Origin of the sequence: Sphingomonas sp. AAP5 (assembly GCF_004354345.1) — a bacterium.
GTDB classification, from domain to species: Bacteria; Pseudomonadota; Alphaproteobacteria; order Sphingomonadales; family Sphingomonadaceae; genus Sphingomonas; species Sphingomonas glacialis.
Window position 1 is genome coordinate 2,574,815 of record NZ_CP037913.1, and the last position, 16,563, is coordinate 2,591,377.

The 16,563-nt window shown below is 65.5% G+C and carries 12 protein-coding genes; 9 read left to right on the forward strand and 3 right to left on the reverse strand.

Translation table 11 applies throughout. The features are described from left to right. The first annotated feature begins 18 nt into the window (after window positions 1-18). Window positions 19-1,878 (forward strand): translation elongation factor 4, encoded by a 1,860-nt coding sequence (lepA, locus tag E2E30_RS11980; protein ID WP_133190082.1) that lies wholly within the window; start codon window positions 19-21, stop codon window positions 1,876-1,878. Window positions 1,879-2,267: 389 nt separating this feature from the next. Here the strand turns inward: lepA and typA are convergent, their stop codons facing one another. Then, complete coding sequence (gene typA / locus E2E30_RS11985) at window positions 2,268-4,109, reverse strand: translational GTPase TypA (protein ID WP_133190084.1); 1,842 nt, start codon at window positions 4,107-4,109, stop codon at window positions 2,268-2,270. 262 nt (window positions 4,110-4,371) lie between these two features. Beyond that, window positions 4,372-6,744 (reverse strand): TonB-dependent receptor, encoded by a 2,373-nt coding sequence (locus tag E2E30_RS11990; protein ID WP_133190086.1) that lies wholly within the window; start codon window positions 6,742-6,744, stop codon window positions 4,372-4,374. A 171-nt stretch (window positions 6,745-6,915) separates the two neighbouring features. Here E2E30_RS11990 and E2E30_RS11995 point away from each other — a divergent pair, with 171 nt between their 5' ends. After that, window positions 6,916-8,112: a toxic anion resistance protein gene (locus tag E2E30_RS11995; protein ID WP_133190088.1), complete on the forward strand. Its 1,197-nt coding sequence runs from the start codon at window positions 6,916-6,918 to the stop codon at window positions 8,110-8,112. Between the two features lie 4 nt (window positions 8,113-8,116). Then, window positions 8,117-8,809, forward strand: a complete 693-nt coding sequence (locus tag E2E30_RS12000) for a hypothetical protein (protein ID WP_133190090.1) — start codon at window positions 8,117-8,119, stop codon at window positions 8,807-8,809. Between the two features lie 71 nt (window positions 8,810-8,880). Here the strand turns inward: E2E30_RS12000 and E2E30_RS12005 are convergent, their stop codons facing one another. Next, complete coding sequence (locus E2E30_RS12005; RefSeq protein WP_133190092.1) at window positions 8,881-9,246, reverse strand: hypothetical protein; 366 nt, start codon at window positions 9,244-9,246, stop codon at window positions 8,881-8,883. A 182-nt stretch (window positions 9,247-9,428) separates the two neighbouring features. Here E2E30_RS12005 and E2E30_RS12010 point away from each other — a divergent pair, with 182 nt between their 5' ends. From E2E30_RS12010 to E2E30_RS12035, 6 genes are all read left to right on the forward strand, one after another. After that, the gene (locus tag E2E30_RS12010; protein WP_133190094.1) at window positions 9,429-10,862 is read left to right on the forward strand and encodes an amidohydrolase; all 1,434 of its coding nucleotides are present in this window, start codon (window positions 9,429-9,431) and stop codon (window positions 10,860-10,862) included. Further along, window positions 10,859-12,154, forward strand: coding sequence for an amidohydrolase family protein (locus tag E2E30_RS12015; RefSeq protein ID WP_133190096.1), 1,296 nt, complete (start codon window positions 10,859-10,861; stop codon window positions 12,152-12,154). The genes E2E30_RS12010 and E2E30_RS12015 overlap by 4 nt, the downstream gene beginning before the upstream one ends. A 138-nt stretch (window positions 12,155-12,292) precedes the next feature. Beyond that, window positions 12,293-13,132, forward strand: coding sequence for a peptidoglycan-binding protein (locus tag E2E30_RS12020; protein WP_133190098.1), 840 nt, complete (start codon window positions 12,293-12,295; stop codon window positions 13,130-13,132). Window positions 13,133-13,190: 58 nt separating this feature from the next. Continuing rightward, complete coding sequence (locus E2E30_RS12025) at window positions 13,191-13,799, forward strand: hypothetical protein (RefSeq protein ID WP_133190100.1); 609 nt, start codon at window positions 13,191-13,193, stop codon at window positions 13,797-13,799. Continuing rightward, the gene (locus E2E30_RS12030; protein WP_133190102.1) at window positions 13,799-14,869 is read left to right on the forward strand and encodes a hypothetical protein; all 1,071 of its coding nucleotides are present in this window, start codon (window positions 13,799-13,801) and stop codon (window positions 14,867-14,869) included. Before E2E30_RS12025 ends, E2E30_RS12030 begins: the two co-directional genes overlap by 1 nt. A 220-nt stretch (window positions 14,870-15,089) precedes the next feature. Then, on the forward strand, window positions 15,090-16,553 hold the full coding sequence (locus tag E2E30_RS12035) for a DEAD/DEAH box helicase (RefSeq protein WP_133190104.1): 1,464 nt from the start codon (window positions 15,090-15,092) through the stop codon (window positions 16,551-16,553). The last annotated feature ends 10 nt before the right edge of the window (window positions 16,554-16,563 follow it).

The window sequence follows — 16,563 nt, forward strand, 5'->3', positions numbered from 1 at the left end:
GGCTTTGTGCCCGGCCGCATGCGATGCTATGGGCCGCCTTTCCCTTTCCGCAGCACTCATCCGGGCGAATTCGTGACCCCTCTCCACACCATCCGCAATTTCTCGATCATCGCGCATATCGATCATGGCAAGTCGACGCTCGCCGACCGCCTGATCCAGGCGACCGGCGGCCTGACCGACCGCGAAATGTCAGAGCAAGTCCTTGATAACATGGACATCGAGAAAGAACGCGGGATCACCATCAAGGCGCAGACGGTGCGGCTTCGCTACACTGCGCAGGACGGCGTCGACTATACGCTCAACCTGATGGACACGCCGGGCCATGTCGACTTCGCCTATGAAGTCAGCCGCTCGCTCGCCGCATGCGAAGGTGCGCTGCTCGTCGTCGATGCCGCGCAAGGCGTCGAAGCGCAGACGCTCGCCAACGTCTATCAGTCGATCGAGCACGATCACGAGATCATCCCGGTCATCAACAAGATCGATCTCCCCGCCGCCGACGTCGACAAGGTCAAGGCCGAGATCGAGGAAGTGATCGGCCTCGACGCGAGCCAGGCCGTGCTCACCAGCGCCAAGGCCGGGATCGGCATCGCCGAAGTGCTCGAGGCGATCGTCACGCGCATCCCGCCGCCCAAGGGCGACGCCGATGCGCCGCTCAAGGCAATGCTCGTCGACAGCTGGTACGACCCGTATCTCGGCGTCGTCATCCTCGTGCGCGTGGTCGCGGGCGTTCTCAAGAAGGGCCAGCAGATCAAGTTCATGCAGGCCGGCACGCTGCATCTGGTCGACCGCGTCGGCTGCTTCCGCCCCAAGATCGAACAGCTCACCGATCTCGGCCCGGGCGAAATCGGCTTCATCACCGCGCAGATCAAGGAAGTCGCGCAGACCCGCGTCGGCGACACGATCACCGACGCCAAGCGCCCTGCCCTGGAAGCACTGCCGGGCTTCAAGGAAGTCCAGCCGGTGGTCTTCTGCGGCTTGTTCCCGGTCGACGCCGCCGATTTCGAGAAACTGCGCGAGAGCATCTCGAAGCTGCGCCTCAACGACGCGAGCTTCTCGTTCGAGATGGAAACCAGCGCGGCGCTCGGCTTCGGCTTCCGCTGCGGGTTCCTGGGGCTGCTCCACCTCGAAATCATCCAGGAGCGCCTGACGCGCGAATACGATCTCGACCTCATCACCACCGCACCGTCGGTGGTCTATGACATCGAGCTGACGCACAATGGCGGGACGATCGAGCTCCACAACCCCGCCGACATGCCCGATCCCAACAAGATCCTGAGCATTTCCGAGCCGTGGATCCAGGCCGTCATCTACGTCCCCGACGAATATCTCGGCAGCGTGCTGAAGCTCTGCCAGGACCGCCGCGGGATCCAGAAGGACCTCACCTATGTCGGCGGCCGCGCGCAGGCGACCTACGAGCTGCCGCTCAACGAAGTCGTGTTCGATTTCTACGACCGGCTGAAGTCGCTGTCGAAGGGCTATGCCAGCTTCGACTACACGCAGATTGGCAAGCGCGAGGGCGACCTCGTCAAGATGAGCATCCTCGTCAACGAGGAGCCGGTCGACGCGCTGTCGATGATCGTCCACCGCGGCACCGCTGAGGTGCGCGGGCGCGGCATGGTCGAGCGGCTCAAGGACCTCATCCCGCGGCACCTGTTCAAGATCCCGATTCAGGCGGCGATCGGCGGCAAGGTGATCGCGCGCGAGACGATCAGCGCGATGCGCAAGGACGTGACCGCGAAATGCTATGGCGGCGATGCCAGCCGCAAGCGCAAGCTGCTCGACAAGCAGAAGAAGGGCAAGCTCAAGATGCGCGAATACGGGAGCGTGAGCATCCCGCAGGAGGCGTTTATTGCCGCGCTGAGGATGGGGGAAGAGTGAGGCCCGAGCCTAACGCCCCGATTGCGCAGCAATCGGGGCGTTAGACGAGGATCAGCCGAACTCCGGCCGGCGGCGCTAAAGCGCCGTCCGACGACGCGGCTTTGCCGCGGCGCGCTCCACACCCCGCGCTCCAACCGTCACCCCGGGTCCACCGCCCCACATGCGCAGCGCCCGCGGCACGGTAGGCCACGCCAGGTCAGCTTGAAAAGACTGGGTTTTATACCAAGTTCCCAAAGCGCTGTGTGACGTACGAACCCCAAGCCATGAATCTGGCTACTCAGTCACCAGCGAAATTGGCCCCTGAAAATCGCATTAGATTTAGCCATATCACGAAAAAGGCCGGACGCTTTCGCGCCCGGCCCCTTAGAACTCAACCTACAAAACCAGCCTTAGCTAAGCTTCGCCCGGCTCGCCCGCTTGCGCTCGTTCGCATCGAGGAAGCGCTTGCGCAGCCGGATCGACTTCGGCGTCACTTCGACCATCTCGTCGTCGTCGATGTACGCGATCGCCTGCTCGAGCGTCGCGCGCTTCGGGGGCGACAGGCGGACCTGGTCGTCCTTGCCGCCGCTCGCGCGGAAGTTGGTCAGCGCCTTGGTCTTCATCGGGTTGACTTCGAGATCGTCGGGCTTGGCATTCTCGCCGACGATCATGCCCTCGTACAGCGCCTCGCCGTGGCCGACGAACAGGATGCCGCGCTCTTCGAGCGGACCGAGCGCGTAGTTATTGGCTTCGCCCGACCCGTTCGAGATCAGCACGCCGTTCTTGCGGCCTTCGATGTTGCCCTTGTGCGGGCCGTACTTCTCGAACAGCCGGTTCATGATGCCGGTGCCGCGCGTGTCCGACAGGAACTCGCCGTGATAGCCGATCATGCCGCGCGACGGCGCGGAGAAGGTGATGCGCGTCTTGCCGCCGGTCGAGGGCCGCATGTCGGTCATCTCGGCCTTGCGCAGGTTCATCTTCTCGACGACCGTGCCCGAATATTCCTCGTCGACGTCGATGATGACGGTCTCGTACGGCTCGGTCTTGTTGCCCTGCTCGTCTTCGCTGAACAGCACGCGCGGGCGGCTGATGCCGAGCTCGAAGCCTTCGCGGCGCATCGTCTCGATCAGGACGCCGAGCTGAAGCTCGCCGCGGCCGGCGACTTCGAAGCTGTCCTTGTCCGAGGCTTCGGTCACCTTGACGGCGACGTTCGACTCGGCCTCGCGGAACAGCCGCTCGCGGATCATGCGACTCGTCACCTTGGTGCCCTCGCGGCCCGCCATCGGCGAATCGTTGACGGCAAAGCGCATCGACAGCGTGGGCGGATCGATCGGCTGCGCGTGGAGCGGCTCGCTGACGCTGACGTCGGCGATCGTATCGGCGACGGTCGCGATCGACAGGCCGGCGAGGCTGATGATGTCGCCTGCCTTGGCTTCGTCGACGGGAACGCGGTCGAGCCCGCGGAACGACATGATCTTCGATGCGCGGCCGGTCTCGACGATCTTGCCGTCGTTGTCGAGCGCGTGGATCGGCTGGTTGAGCTTGACCACGCCCGAGTTGACGCGGCCGGTAAGGATGCGGCCGAGGAACGGATCGCGATCGAGCAGCGTGACGAGGAAGGTGAAGGGCACGCCGGCGACTTCGACCTTCGGTGCGGGGACGTGCTTCACGATCGTCTCGAACATCGGGATCAGCGTGCCTTCGCGCGCATCCATGTCGGTCGAGGCATAGCCGTTGCGGCCCGATGCGTAGAGCACGGGGAAATCGAGCTGCTCGTCGTTCGCGTCCAAGGACACGAACAGGTCGAACACTTCGTCGAGCACTTCCTGGATGCGCGCGTCGTTACGATCGACCTTGTTGACGACGACGATCGGCTTGAGGCCGAGTGCGAGCGCCTTGCCGGTGACGAACTTGGTCTGCGGCATCGCGCCCTCCGACGAATCGACCAGCAGGACGACGCCGTCGACCATGCTCAGGATCCGCTCGACCTCGCCGCCGAAATCGGCGTGACCGGGGGTGTCGACGATGTTGATGCGGATGCTCTCGGATTCGCCCGGCGGGGTCCAGTCGACCGAGGTCGGCTTGGCGAGAATCGTGATGCCACGCTCTTTTTCGAGGTCGTTCGAATCCATCGCACGCTCTTCGACGCGCTGGTTGTCGCGGAAGGTGCCGGACTGGCGGAACAGCTGGTCGACGAGGGTTGTCTTACCATGATCGACGTGTGCGATGATGGCCACATTGCGGAGGCTCATGAATATAGCTCGATGAAGTGAGGAATGATTGCGTTGGGCCCCTAGCGCAAATGGTGCGTCGCGGAAAGGGGGGGTGGTTTTTCGGGGAGCTCGGGCGGAATGAGGCCGGGCGTAGCACGCGGGGCGCTTGCCGGCTTAAAGCGCATGCCCCCTCGCCCCGTCACCCTCGCGAATGCGAGGGCGCCGCTTCTGCTGCTGGCTTTGGCAGAAGAAGCGGGATCCCCGCGTGCGCGGGGATGACGGGCGGTGGGCTAGTCTTGGATCAGAACTTGCCGGCGACTTCGACGCCGTAAACGCGCGGTTCGCCGCGGATGTAGGTCGGGATGCCGAAGCCGCCACCGGTGTTGCCCGCGTCGATCAGATACTTCTTGTCGAACGCGTTGCGGGCAAAGCCGCCGATCCGGTATTTCCCCTGCGCAATCTCGACGCCCGCGCGGACGTTGACGAGCGTGTAGCCGCCCTGGCTGATCGCCTCCGAGTTCGGCAGTTCGAAATACTGCTTGCTCTGATACGTCGCCGACGGCGTCGCATAGAAGGTCAGGTCGCCCGCCGGAACGCGCAGCGTCGCGCCGCCCGAGGCGCTGTATTTCGGCTGCAAGCGGAACTGGTCGCCGGCATAGACGCCGTACGACGCATTGTTGGCGATCTTGCCGTCGACATAGGCGAACGCGCCGAACACCTGCAGGAAGCGGCCGAGCTTGAGATTGCCCTCGAACTCGACACCCGGGTTTTTCGCCTTGCCGGCACTCTGCGTGGTGGTGACGCCGTTGTTCGTCACCGACACCTGGAAGCCGTTATACGCTTGATAGAACACGCCGAGCGATCCGGTGAACGGCCCGACCTTGCCCTTGATGCCGCCTTCGTAGTTCCACACGACTTCGTCGGGCACGACTTGCAGGTTCGGCACGACCACCCCGCCAACCGTCGTCGCGGCGAGCTGTACCACCGGCGAGCGACGACCCTTGCTGATCGTTGCGTACAGGTTGATCGAATCGCTGACGCGGTAGAGCGCGTTGAAGCGCGGCAGCACCGCGGTGAAGCTGCGCTGCGCGTTGAAGATCGTGCCGTTGGTGTTCGCGGTGCCGAGCAAGCTGCTGCGTACCCCGAGCGAGGCCAGGAGCGTCGAATTGGGCTGGACCGAACTGTAGCCCGACTTGCGCTGCTCGATCAGCAACCGCGCGCCGGCGGTCAGCTCGAGCCGTGGCGTCGGGATGTAGGTGCCGTCGGCGAACACCGAATAGGTGTCGTTGGTGCCGTAATTGGTGAACACCGATTGATACGGAATCTGCGTCGCCGCGCCGCGCGTCAGCACCGCGGTCGCGCGCGCGGCGGTCACGGTGCCGTTCGGCGCGACACAGCCCGAAACGCCGCTTGCCGCGAGCGACGCGCGAACGCCGGCATAGGCCGCCGAGACCGAGCAGCCGAGATAGGTCCCCTCTTCGGTCGAGAAGGGCACGCGCTGGAGGTTGTTCTCGAAGAAGCCGTTCCAGCCGAACGAGGCGCGATATTTGTCGCCCGAGAAGTTGAAGCGGCCCTCATGGCTCCACTGGTCGCCGCGCGCATCCTCGGCGAATTCGAGATACCAGGCCGGACCGCCATCGGCATCGAACACTTCGTTGCTGTTGAACTTGCGATAGCCGTTGACGGTGGTGAAGGTGACACCCGGCGCCAGTTCCCAGGCGAGCGTGAAGTTGGCGTCATACACGTCGCGCTTGAGGCCGAGCTTGGCGGCGCCGAGCACCGAGGCGCTGTACGGCGAACCCGACAGTTCGGCATAGCTGTAATCGCCGCCATTGCCGCCGGTCGGCGCCAGGGCGCGCGAGCGGAACGCGGTGCCCGGGTTGCGCTGGCCGTCATAGGTCAGCACCAGGCTCGCGGTGATCGCATCGGTCGGGGTCCAGCGCAGCGAACCGCGAATGCCGCGCTGGTCCTGGCCGTTGAGATCGTCCTGGTCGATCTTGCCCTGATTCTGGTTGGCCACCTTGGGGTCGCCCGCGATGTTGCGGACGAAGCCGTCATGATATTTGTAGGCGAAGGCGAGCCGCCCCGAGAGCGTGTCGTTGCCGAGGTTGACGAAGCCCGACACCTGGCCGCGATGGTAATTGCCGTACGATCCCTGGAGCCCCGCCGAGGTCCCAGCATGCGGCTGTGCCGAGATCAAGTTGACCGCGCCGACCGCCGAGGCCGTGCCGAACAGCGTCGCCTGCGGCCCCTTGACGACTTCGATGCGCTCGAGATCGTACAGATCCTGATAGGCGCCGCGCGTCCGCGAGATGTCGATGCCGTTATAATAGATCGACACGCGCGCGCCCTGCTGCGCCGAGCCGCTGTCCGAGGTGATCCCGCGGATCACGAAGCCGGGATTGTTGTCGCTCTGCTCTTGGATGCGCAGGCCGGGGATGTACATCGCAACTTCGGCGAGCGAATTGACGCCGAGCTCCTGCATCTTCGCGCCGGTCACCGCGGTGACGGTGATCGGCACGTCCTGAATCTTCTGCTCGCGCTTCTGCGCGGTGACGACGATGTCGCCGCCTTCTTCGGGCGCGCTCGGCTGGAGCGTAGATTGCGCAAGCGCGGCGGTGGAAGTGCAGCCGAGCAAAATGCCGGCAAACCCAAAAGAGACGGAACGACGCATCACGGAAACCCCTGTTTTTTTATCTTGCTGCAGCGCGGTACGGGCAAGCTGCGTCGGATTCGCGTCAGTTTCGTTACGGTTGTGTTACGATGTGCGTATTACCACAATGACACACTTGAACCGCAACGCGATCCCCTTCATCTAGGGAGCGAGATTACCTGGAGGGAAGACATGGCGACCGCTGCCGACACCGACGCGACCGCGCTGATCCTGACGCCGCCCGACCCCGTTCCCGTGGTCGCGCCCGAAAAGGCGATCGGCCTGGTGCCGGTCGACGACGCCGTCCGCACCCAATTGCAGACCAAGGTTGCAGGCTTCGTCGACGATCTCGTCGCGCAGGACGTGAACAGCCCCGAATTCGGCAAGCGCGTCGATGCGATCGCGGCGATGGGCCAGAAGGAAATCCGCGCCGCGGCCGACCAGTCGAACCGCTTTCTCGATCGCCCGGTCAAGGCGATGGACGGCGAAAGCGGCGTCGGCGCCGACCTCACCGAACTGCGCCGCACGATCGAGAAGCTCGATCCGTCGGTGAACAGCAAATTGCTCTCGGGCCGCGGCATGTTGAGCAAAGTGTTCGGCGGCGGGATCAACACCTATTTCGACAAATACCGCTCCTCGCAGTCGCACATCTCGGCGATCCTCAAGACGCTCGCGCGCGGCAAGGACGAGTTGCTGATGGACAATGCCGCGATCGACACCGAGCGCGCCAATCTGTGGGCGGCGATGGGCCGGCTCGAACAGATGATCGTGCTGTCGAAGGAGATGGACGCCCGGCTCGAAGACAAGGCCAACGACCTCGACCATAGCGATCCGGCCAAGGCCAAGGCGTTGCGGGAAAGCGCGCTGTTCTACGTCCGCCAGCGCACGCAGGATCTGCTGACGCAAATGGCGGTGACGGTGCAGGGCTATCTCGCGCTCGATCTGGTCAAGAAGAACAATGTCGAGCTGGTGAAGGGCGTCGATCGCGCCTCGACCACCACGGTCTCGGCCCTGCGCACCGCAGTCACGGTGGCGCAGGCGCTGGCGAACCAAAAGCTCGTGCTCGACCAGATCACCGCGCTCAACTCGACCACCGCCAATATCATCGATGCGACCGGCAAGCTGCTCAAGTCGCAGACCGCGACGATCCACGAACAGGCCGCCGCTGCGACGATCCCGGTCGAGACGCTGCAGCGCGCGTTCCAGAACATCTATGATACGATGGATGCGATCGACACGTTCAAGCTGAAGGCGCTCGATTCGATGAAGAGCACGGTCGGAACGCTGTCGAACGAAGTCGAGAAATCGAAGGGCTATATCGCGCGAGCGCAGGGCGCGATCGAGAACAAGGGCGCCGGGGGCGACGCGTTCAAGCTGGAGGCGCTGTAAGGCCATGACCGACGTCGACCGCCAGATCGCACGCGCCGGAGACTTGCTCGACCGCACCCGCGCCGAGCGCCAGGCGCTCACCGCTCGCCGCCGCCAGGGGGTGAGCGTTACACGCCGCCTCGCGCTGGCGGGCACGGCCGATCTCGCGATCATCGTCGCGGCGATCGCGGTCGGCTGGTTCGTGCCGATCGGCATGGGTGGCGCGCTGCTCGTCGCTGCGCTGCTCGCGGTGGTGACGGCGTTCCTGTTGTTCGCGACGCTGACGCCGGCGGTCCGCGTCGAGCAACTGACGCAAGTCCCGCTCAAGGCGCTGCCGGCCAAGACCGAACAATGGCTCGACACGCAGCGCAAGCTGCTCCCCACGCCTGCGCAGACACTGGTCGACGGCATTGGCGTGCGGCTCGAGACGCTGTCGCCGCAACTCGCGAGCCTCGACGAAGGCGAGCCCGTCGCGATCGAAGTGCGCAAGCTGATCGGCGAGCAATTGCCCGAATTGCTCAAGGGCTATGCCAAGGTCCCGGCCCCGCTGCGCGGCGTCGCGCGCAACGGCAAGAGCCCCGACGCCCAGCTCGCCGATGCGCTCAGGCTGATCGATGAAGAGATCGGCCAGATGTCGACGCAGATTGCGCAAGGCGATCTCGATTCGCTCGAAACGCGCGGGCGCTTCCTCGAAATCAAATATCGCGATGAGGTCTGACGCGCGGACCTAGCCGACGCTTCGGCGCCGCTCCGACGCGGCCGCATTCGGGCCCCGGCACCGGGATCCGCTCACTCCGGCAAAGCCAACCACGCTCGCGCCGGGGCGACCGCCAGGAACACGCGCAGCCGCGGGTGGACCAGCGTGCGCTCCGCCTGCGCCTTGTTGAGCTGGCTTCCCACCACGACGGCAGCGCGGCCGGTGGTCATCGCCATGCCGCCCCGCATGATCTGCGTCAGCAGGTCGGCGACATCCATCGCCTGGACGGGAAAATCGAGTGATTCGACACAGACGTTGAAATCGCTGCGGACCGCCTTGGCGGCCAGCACCTTGAGTCCGACGTCGCGCGCAAAGTCGGTAACGTCCTCGGGCTTCCAGAACCCGGCGACGCGCAGGGTGAGACAGTTGGTGTTTCGATCATAGTCTACGTGAAACATGGGCCCTCGATTGGCGGCCCCAACGCACCCGGCACACCGCACTGCGCGCGCCCTACGCCAGCGCGACGCGCACGCAAAGCCTGGCATGAAAACAGCGCAGCACGCTCCCGCATGATTGACAGCGTCCCACTCCTCCCGGATTACTCGACCAATACAGCGCACAGCGCGTCAAAGGGGGTCGCATGAAGCGTATCGGTTGGACCATGGTGGCGCTCGCCACGTTGCTCGCAAGCTGTGCAAGCGATGGCGAGCGCCCGGCGAGCGCATCGACCAAGCGGAGCAAGAGCGGCCCCGGCGCTGGCCCCGGCGCTGGCAAGGGCTATGCGCACGATCCCTTCCCCTCGACCTACAAGGCCTATCCCGGCACGCCGACGCTGGTCACGCATGTCACGATCTTCGACGGCGAAGGCGCTCGGATCGATGATGGCTCGGTGCTGTTCGCCGACGGCAAGATCGAGCGCGTCGGCCAGAGCATCGCCGCTCCTGCCGGCGCCACGGTGATCGACGGTACCGGCAAGACGCTCACCCCCGGCATCATCGATATCCACAGCCACCTCGGCGATTACCCTTCGCCCGCGGTCGAGGCCAATTCGGACGGCAACGAAGCGACCGGTCCGGTCACCGCCGACGTATGGGCCGAGCATAGCGTCTGGCCGCAGGATCCCGGCTTCAGCCGCGCGCTCGTCAATGGCGGCGTCACCACGCTGCAGATCCTGCCCGGCTCGGCCAATCTGATGGGCGGCCGATCGGTCGTCCTCAAGAACGTCTATGCGCGCACCGAGCAGGGGATGAAATTCCCCGGCGCGCCCTACGGCCTCAAGATGGCGTGCGGCGAGAACCCCAAGCGCGTCTATGGCAGCAAGGGGCGCGAACCCTCGACGCGAATGGGCAATATCGCGGTCGACCGCCAGACCTGGGCCAAGGCGGTCGAGTACAAGCGCAAATGGGACAAATACGAAAAGGACGGCGGCGATCCCCCCGCCCGCGACATCGCGATGGATACGCTCGCGGGCGTGCTCGGCGGCGAGATCCTCGTCCAGAACCATTGCTACCGCGCCGACGAAATGGCCATCGTCATGGATATGGCCAAGGAGTTTGGCTACCATGTCAGCGCGTTCCACCATGCGGTCGAGGCGTACAAGATCGCCGATCTGCTGAAGGAAAACGGCACCTGCGCGGCCGTGTGGTCCGACTGGTGGGGCTTCAAGATGGAGTCGTACGACGCGATCAGCGAAAATCTCGCGCTGCTCCAGGCAAACGGCGCGTGCGCGATGATCCACTCGGACGATCCCAACGGCATCCAACGCTTGAACCAGGAAGTCGCCAAGGCGCTCGCCGCCGGTCGCCATGCCGGGATCGACATCTCCGATGCAGTCGCGTGGGAGTGGCTGACCTATAACCCCGCCAAGGCGCTCGGCATCGCCGACAAGACCGGCAGCCTCAAGCCCGGCAAGATGGCCGATGTCGTGCTGTGGAACGGCAATCCGTTCAGCGTCTACACCCGCCCCGAAAAGGTGTGGATCGACGGCGCGCTGCTCTACGACGCCAACGATCCGAAACGCCGCCCCGTTTCCGATTTCGAACTCGGCCAGCCCGGTGCGGGAGATACCAAGTGAAGCGCCTCCTGCTCCTCAGCGCGGCCTTCCTCGCCGCGCCCGCCGCGGCGCAAAGCGTCGCGATCACCAACGCCAAGCTCGTCATCGGCGATGGCTCCGCACCGATCGAGGGCGGCACCGTGATCGTCCGCGACGGCCGCGTCGTCGCTGCGGGCCGCTCGGTCGCGGTGCCCGCGGGGACTGCCACGGTCGATGCCGGCGGACGCTGGGTCACGCCGGGGATCGTCGCGGGCTTCACGCGAATGGGGATCGTCGAATCCGACGGAGTCGAGGAAACCAATGACACCGCCGCGCGCGGCAGCCCGTTCCATGCGGCGATCGATGTCGCCCCTGCGGTCAACCCGGCGACCTCCTCGATCCCGCTCAACCGCGCCGAAGGCATCACCCGCGCGATCGTCGCGCCCGACACTGACGGATCGATCTTCGCCGGCCTGGGCGCAGTGATCGATCTCGGCACGGACCGATCGCCGATCACCAAGCCGCGCGCCTTCCAGTTCATGGAATATGGCGGCGGCGGGTCGCGTCGCGGCAACAGCCGCCCGGCGATGGTCGCGATGTTCCGCAACGCGCTGGCGCAAGTGAAGGACTATGTCCGCGCGCCTGCCGCCTATTCCGATCAGGGCAAGGATGCGTTGCTGACGCGCGCCGATGCGGCCGCGCTGGTCCCCGTCGCGTCGGGGGCGATGCCGCTGCTCGTCCATGTCGAGCGCGCCTCGGACATGCTCGCGCTGATCGATTTGAAGCGCGACTATCCCGCGCTCAAACTCGTCTTCGTCGGCGCAGCGGAAGGCTGGCTCGTCGCCAACCAGATCGCCGCTGCGCGCATCCCCGTCATCGCCTCGGCACTTACCGATTTGCCCGCGTCGTTCGATCAGCTCGGCGCGACGCAGTCGAATGTCGGGCGGTTGAAGGCGGCGGGCGTGCTCGTCGGGATCGGCACGATCAATGACGACGAGGCGCGCCAGGCGCGGCTCGAAAAGCAATATGCCGGCAACCTCGTCGCGCTGACCAAGGTGCCGGGCGCGACCGGCCTCGACTGGAACGCCGCGTTCGCCGCGATCAGCTCGGCACCGGCCGAGGCGATCGGCATGGGCGACGAGATCGGCTCGCTACGCGCCGGACGACGCGGCGACGTGGTGATCTGGGACGGCGATCCGCTCGAGCTCGGCAGTGCGGTGGCGGCGGTCTATATCGACGGCGTCAAGCAACCGCTGCGGACGCGACAGGATGCGCTGCGCGAGCGCTACAGGGTGCCGCAAGAAGGTACGCTGCCCAAGGCGTATGAGCGCTAACGGAGCTCAACGCTCTATTTAAACAAGCCATGCTTCGAACGTAGGTATATTACTGATAATAATAGGTTTTATGCCCTGATCCGTTGATTTTTCATCCGAATCGGCCCAATTTCACAACGGGGCGCGAGGGGAAAAGCGATGGGGGTTCTGGCCAACCAAGTCGTGGCGAAGTTCGCCCCGAACGCGAAGCCCGGCTATGTCGCCGCTCTTGCAGACCCCGCCGGTCTGCTGGCGGCGGCGGGGATCACCACCCCGCTGCGGCTCGCGCATTTCATGGCGCAAGCGCTGCACGAGACCGGGGGGTTGACGATCCTCGTCGAAAGCGGCCGCTATTCGGCCAAGAACCTTGGCGCGATGTGGGATTCGGGCAATTGGCACCGCTATTTCCCCGATCGCGCCGCCTGCGTCGCGATGGCCGATCAATGCGCGATCGATGGCGGCATCGCGCTGTTCAGCCTGGTCTACGGCAACCGCATGGGGAATGGCCCGCGCGAAACGCAAGACGGCTGGCGCTATCGCGGACGGGGTGTGCTTCAGACCACCGGCCGCGAGGCCTATGCTCGCTTCGGCGCGCGCTGCCACGTCGATTTCGAGGGCCACCCCGATCTGGTCGTCGACGCAGCGCATGCACTCAAGCCCGCCTTGCTCGAATGGAACGCGAAGCACCTCAATGCCGCGGCGGACAATAATGACATCGAGACGGTCACGCTCGGCATCAATGGCGGGCTGATCGGCATGGCGCAGCGGCGCGCGTGGTTCGCGCGAATCTGGCCGTTCATCATCGGCGCGGCGCCGCTCGAACACAGCACCGAATGGAAAGTGCAGAGCGCGCTGGTCGCAGCGGGCTATCACCTTGGCCTGCCCGACGGGGTGGTCGGGCCGGCGACGCGGCTCGCGATCCTCGCCTATCGCGCTGCCAGGGGGCTTGCCCCCTCCCCGCAGGTCACGCCCGATCTGGTCCACGCGCTGGGCGTCTAGCGCGCGTCGATCCGCACCGCGGCGCGCGGCGCAGCACAGTTGAACGGGGGAGATCGGGATGGACATGGAACGTTTCTGGCGGTGGGTACGCGGCGACGTTCCTCCGGTGCGCGCGTGCGATCAGGCCGTGGCGCGTCAAGCCTATGCCGATTATCTCCACGCGCAGATCGTCGGCTTCGCACCGACCAATGCCGACGTTCTGCTGAAGAAGCTGACCACGTCGAGCGACGCCGACTCCCCTTGCGTGACCGCACCCTTTCCAGAGCTGATGGGTGTCGAGACCAAGCTGGTCGAAGCGATTAGCGACGATCTGATCGACCGCACGTATTGGATCGTGCGCGAACGCTTCAATCGCGTCGTCGGTCCCGCTGCGATCGCGCAGCATCTCGCTTGGTCGCCGGCGGCGCTGGCCGAGCCTGCCAAGGCGCCGGTCGCTGAAACCATTCCATCCCGGGATACGCTATCACCCGCTGTCAGCGACGACCCTGCCACCGTCGACCCCGATGCGCTTGCCAGCGATGCCGGCGACCGCGAGGCGGCGCTCCGGCGCGACCAATCGGCCGAGATCGCAGCGGACGAAGCACCGGGCGGCGCGGCCGATGCCGCGACGTCCGACGACATGGCGCAGGCACCAGCATCCGACGTCGCCCAGCAGGAGAAGCCCTGATGCCCGATCCCAGCCCCAGCGAGATCGCGCTCAAACGTCGCGACATGCAGGCGATGCTCAGCTTCATCCAGGGCGCGCGGATCGTCAGCATGGCGCGCGAAACCGCGGTGAGCCAAATCCAGGCATGGCTGCTCGGGCGCTTTTGGTGGAGCTTGGTCAGCACCGCGATCGCGATCACGACCATCTGCGCCGCGAGCGCGCTGTGGACCGCGATCGCGGCAAATCGGGGGTTCCTGTGCGGCATCGTCTTGCTGTTGCTGATGGCGCGCGTCGGCGCTCTGATCAGCATCGGGCGCCGCATCAAGGACGAGGATATCGGGCAAAGCGTCGGCGCCGATGCGATCTATGCGCTGGCGACGCTCGGATCGGGGATCAACGGACTCGCGATCGCATTGATGTCGTCAAATGCGTTCGGCCTCGTCATGTATGCGCTGTTCGCGTCGGGACTGCCCTCGGCAGTCGGCCTCACGGGTGGGATCGCTCCAACCTTCCGGCTAACGCTCGAGGCGCTGCGCACCAAGATGCACGTCGATCAAGCTGCCGCAGACGATCAGCAACAGCGGGCACGCGCGTGTGGTGCGACGCTTGGCAACCCGCCTGCCCCAGAAGAGAAGGCCGCACAGACGGCCGCCACAGCGACGACCAGCAGCGTCGAACCGCCCGCCGAAAATGCCGCGGAAAGCAACGCCACCACCGCCGATGGTGACAGCGCCGCGCCTGATAACGCAGCGGCATCCCCCACGCCAACGTCTGCTGTGTCGGCTACGCCCGACCCGGCCGCGGACTGCGCGCGCCAGAAGCGTTTGGCCGATCTTTCAACCATCGACGCGCGCAGCTCCGAAAATGCCTATCTCACCGCCAGCGCAATGCCGCCCCGTACGGGCAGCGATGGTGATGCCGGCCAGCAACCGATCCTGAGCGCGCTGAAAAATGGCCTCGGCCTCGCCGAGCAATCCGATCTGTTCAAGCTGTTCATCTGGGCCTTCATCGCGGGGTTTGCCGAGACGCTCGTCCCCGACATGCTCGATGCGCTCGCCAAGCGTGGCGAGAAGAGCAAGGAGAAGAGCTGACTCGGCAGGCATTCCGACCCTGATCTTGACGGATCGCGGGTTGCTCGCTATGTGCGCCCCATCGAAGCGTCATGCAGCGTGATGGGTCCTTGATAGGTCCGGCTCCGCCTCGGTCGTTACCACAACGGACCTCCCTTTTCACGCGGGGTGTCACATCTCCCCCCGCCATTCGCGCGTCGATGATGCGCGTCCATGGCCTATGCAATGGACTAAAATACCCATGACTTTCGCTCAACTCGGCCTTGCCGAGCCGCTCGTCCGCGCGCTCGAGGCCAAAGGCTATACCACCCCCACCCCGATCCAGAAGCAGTCGATCCCGATCCTGCTCCAGGGCGGCGATCTGCTCGGCATCGCGCAGACCGGCACCGGCAAGACCGCAGCCTTCGTGCTGCCGTCGATCCAGCATCTGGTGAACAACGAAAAGCGCGTCCTGCCGACGCATTGCCGCATGCTCGTGCTCGCGCCGACGCGCGAACTCGCCAGCCAGATCGCCGAGAGCGCGCGGGAATACGGCAAGTTCTCGAAGATGTCGGTCGCGACCGTGTTCGGCGGCACCAGCATCAACAAGAACCGCCAGGACATGGCACGCGGCGTCGACATCCTCGTCGCCACGCCGGGTCGCCTGCTCGATCTGATCGAGCAGCGGTTCGTCAGCCTCGCGATGCTCGAGATCCTCGTGCTCGACGAAGCCGACCAGATGCTCGACCTCGGTTTCATCCACGCGCTGCGCAAGATCGTCCGCATGCTGCCGAAGCAGCGCCAGACCTTGTTCTTCTCGGCGACGATGCCGAACGCGATCCGCGAGCTCGCCAACCAGTTCCTCAACGATCCGCAGACCGTCAAGGTCGCGCCGACGTCGAGCACGGCCGAGCGCGTCGACCAGTTCGTCACCTTCCTCAACCAGGGCGAGAAGCAGGCGCTGCTGACGATCCTGCTGCGCGACGAGAAGGTCGAGCGTGCGCTCGTCTTCACGCGCACCAAGCATGGCGCCGACCGCGTCGTGAAGCTGCTCGCGGCGAACGGTGTCGATTCGAACGCGATCCACGGCAACAAGAGCCAGCCGCAGCGCGAGCGCGCGCTCGCCGAGTTCAAGTCGGGCAAGGCCAAGGTTTTGGTCGCGACCGATATCGCCGCGCGCGGGATCGACGTTTCGGGTGTTTCGCATGTCTTCAACTTCGAGCTGCCGAACGTTCCCGAGCAGTATGTCCACCGCATCGGCCGTACCGCGCGCGCCGGCGCATCGGGCACCGCGATCAGCTTCGTGGCGGATGATGAGCGGACGTACCTGCGCGACATCGAGAAGCTGACCAAGGTCAAGCCCGAGATGATGCAGCTCCCAGAAGGCTTCACCGCCGAGGCGGCACGAATCAAGGCGGCGCGTCCGGCCGGATCCGACACGTTCGAGCGTCGCGATGACTCGGGCCGTCACCGTGCGCCGCCCAAGGCGACGCATGCGGCGCGTCCGACCGGGGATCGCGCAGCGGGTGCCGGTCGCCCGATGGGCGCGCGTCCCGAGGGTGCTGGTCGTCCAACTGGTGCCGGGCGTCCGGCCGGCGGTGGCCGTCCCGGTGGCCAGGGTCGCCCCGGCGGCCAGGGCCGTCCCGGTGGCGGTCGTCCCGGTGGCGCCGGTGGGCGCTCGGGTGCCGGCGGTGGCGGCGGCCGTCGTTCGCCTGCGGCCGGCTGATCCTCCTGTC

Coding starts and splice junctions, on each gene's coding strand:
- lepA (WP_133190082.1), top strand. CDS start 19: ATGCGATGCTATGGGCCGCCTTTCCCTTTCCGCAGCACTCATCCGGGC.
- typA (WP_133190084.1), bottom strand. CDS start 4,109: ATGAGCCTCCGCAATGTGGCCATCATCGCACACGTCGATCATGGTAAG.
- E2E30_RS11990 (WP_133190086.1), bottom strand. CDS start 6,744: ATGCGTCGTTCCGTCTCTTTTGGGTTTGCCGGCATTTTGCTCGGCTGC.
- E2E30_RS11995 (WP_133190088.1), top strand. CDS start 6,916: ATGGCGACCGCTGCCGACACCGACGCGACCGCGCTGATCCTGACGCCG.
- E2E30_RS12000 (WP_133190090.1), top strand. CDS start 8,117: ATGACCGACGTCGACCGCCAGATCGCACGCGCCGGAGACTTGCTCGAC.
- E2E30_RS12005 (WP_133190092.1), bottom strand. CDS start 9,246: ATGTTTCACGTAGACTATGATCGAAACACCAACTGTCTCACCCTGCGC.
- E2E30_RS12010 (WP_133190094.1), top strand. CDS start 9,429: ATGAAGCGTATCGGTTGGACCATGGTGGCGCTCGCCACGTTGCTCGCA.
- E2E30_RS12020 (WP_133190098.1), top strand. CDS start 12,293: ATGGGGGTTCTGGCCAACCAAGTCGTGGCGAAGTTCGCCCCGAACGCG.
- E2E30_RS12025 (WP_133190100.1), top strand. CDS start 13,191: ATGGACATGGAACGTTTCTGGCGGTGGGTACGCGGCGACGTTCCTCCG.
- E2E30_RS12030 (WP_133190102.1), top strand. CDS start 13,799: ATGCCCGATCCCAGCCCCAGCGAGATCGCGCTCAAACGTCGCGACATG.
- E2E30_RS12035 (WP_133190104.1), top strand. CDS start 15,090: ATGACTTTCGCTCAACTCGGCCTTGCCGAGCCGCTCGTCCGCGCGCTC.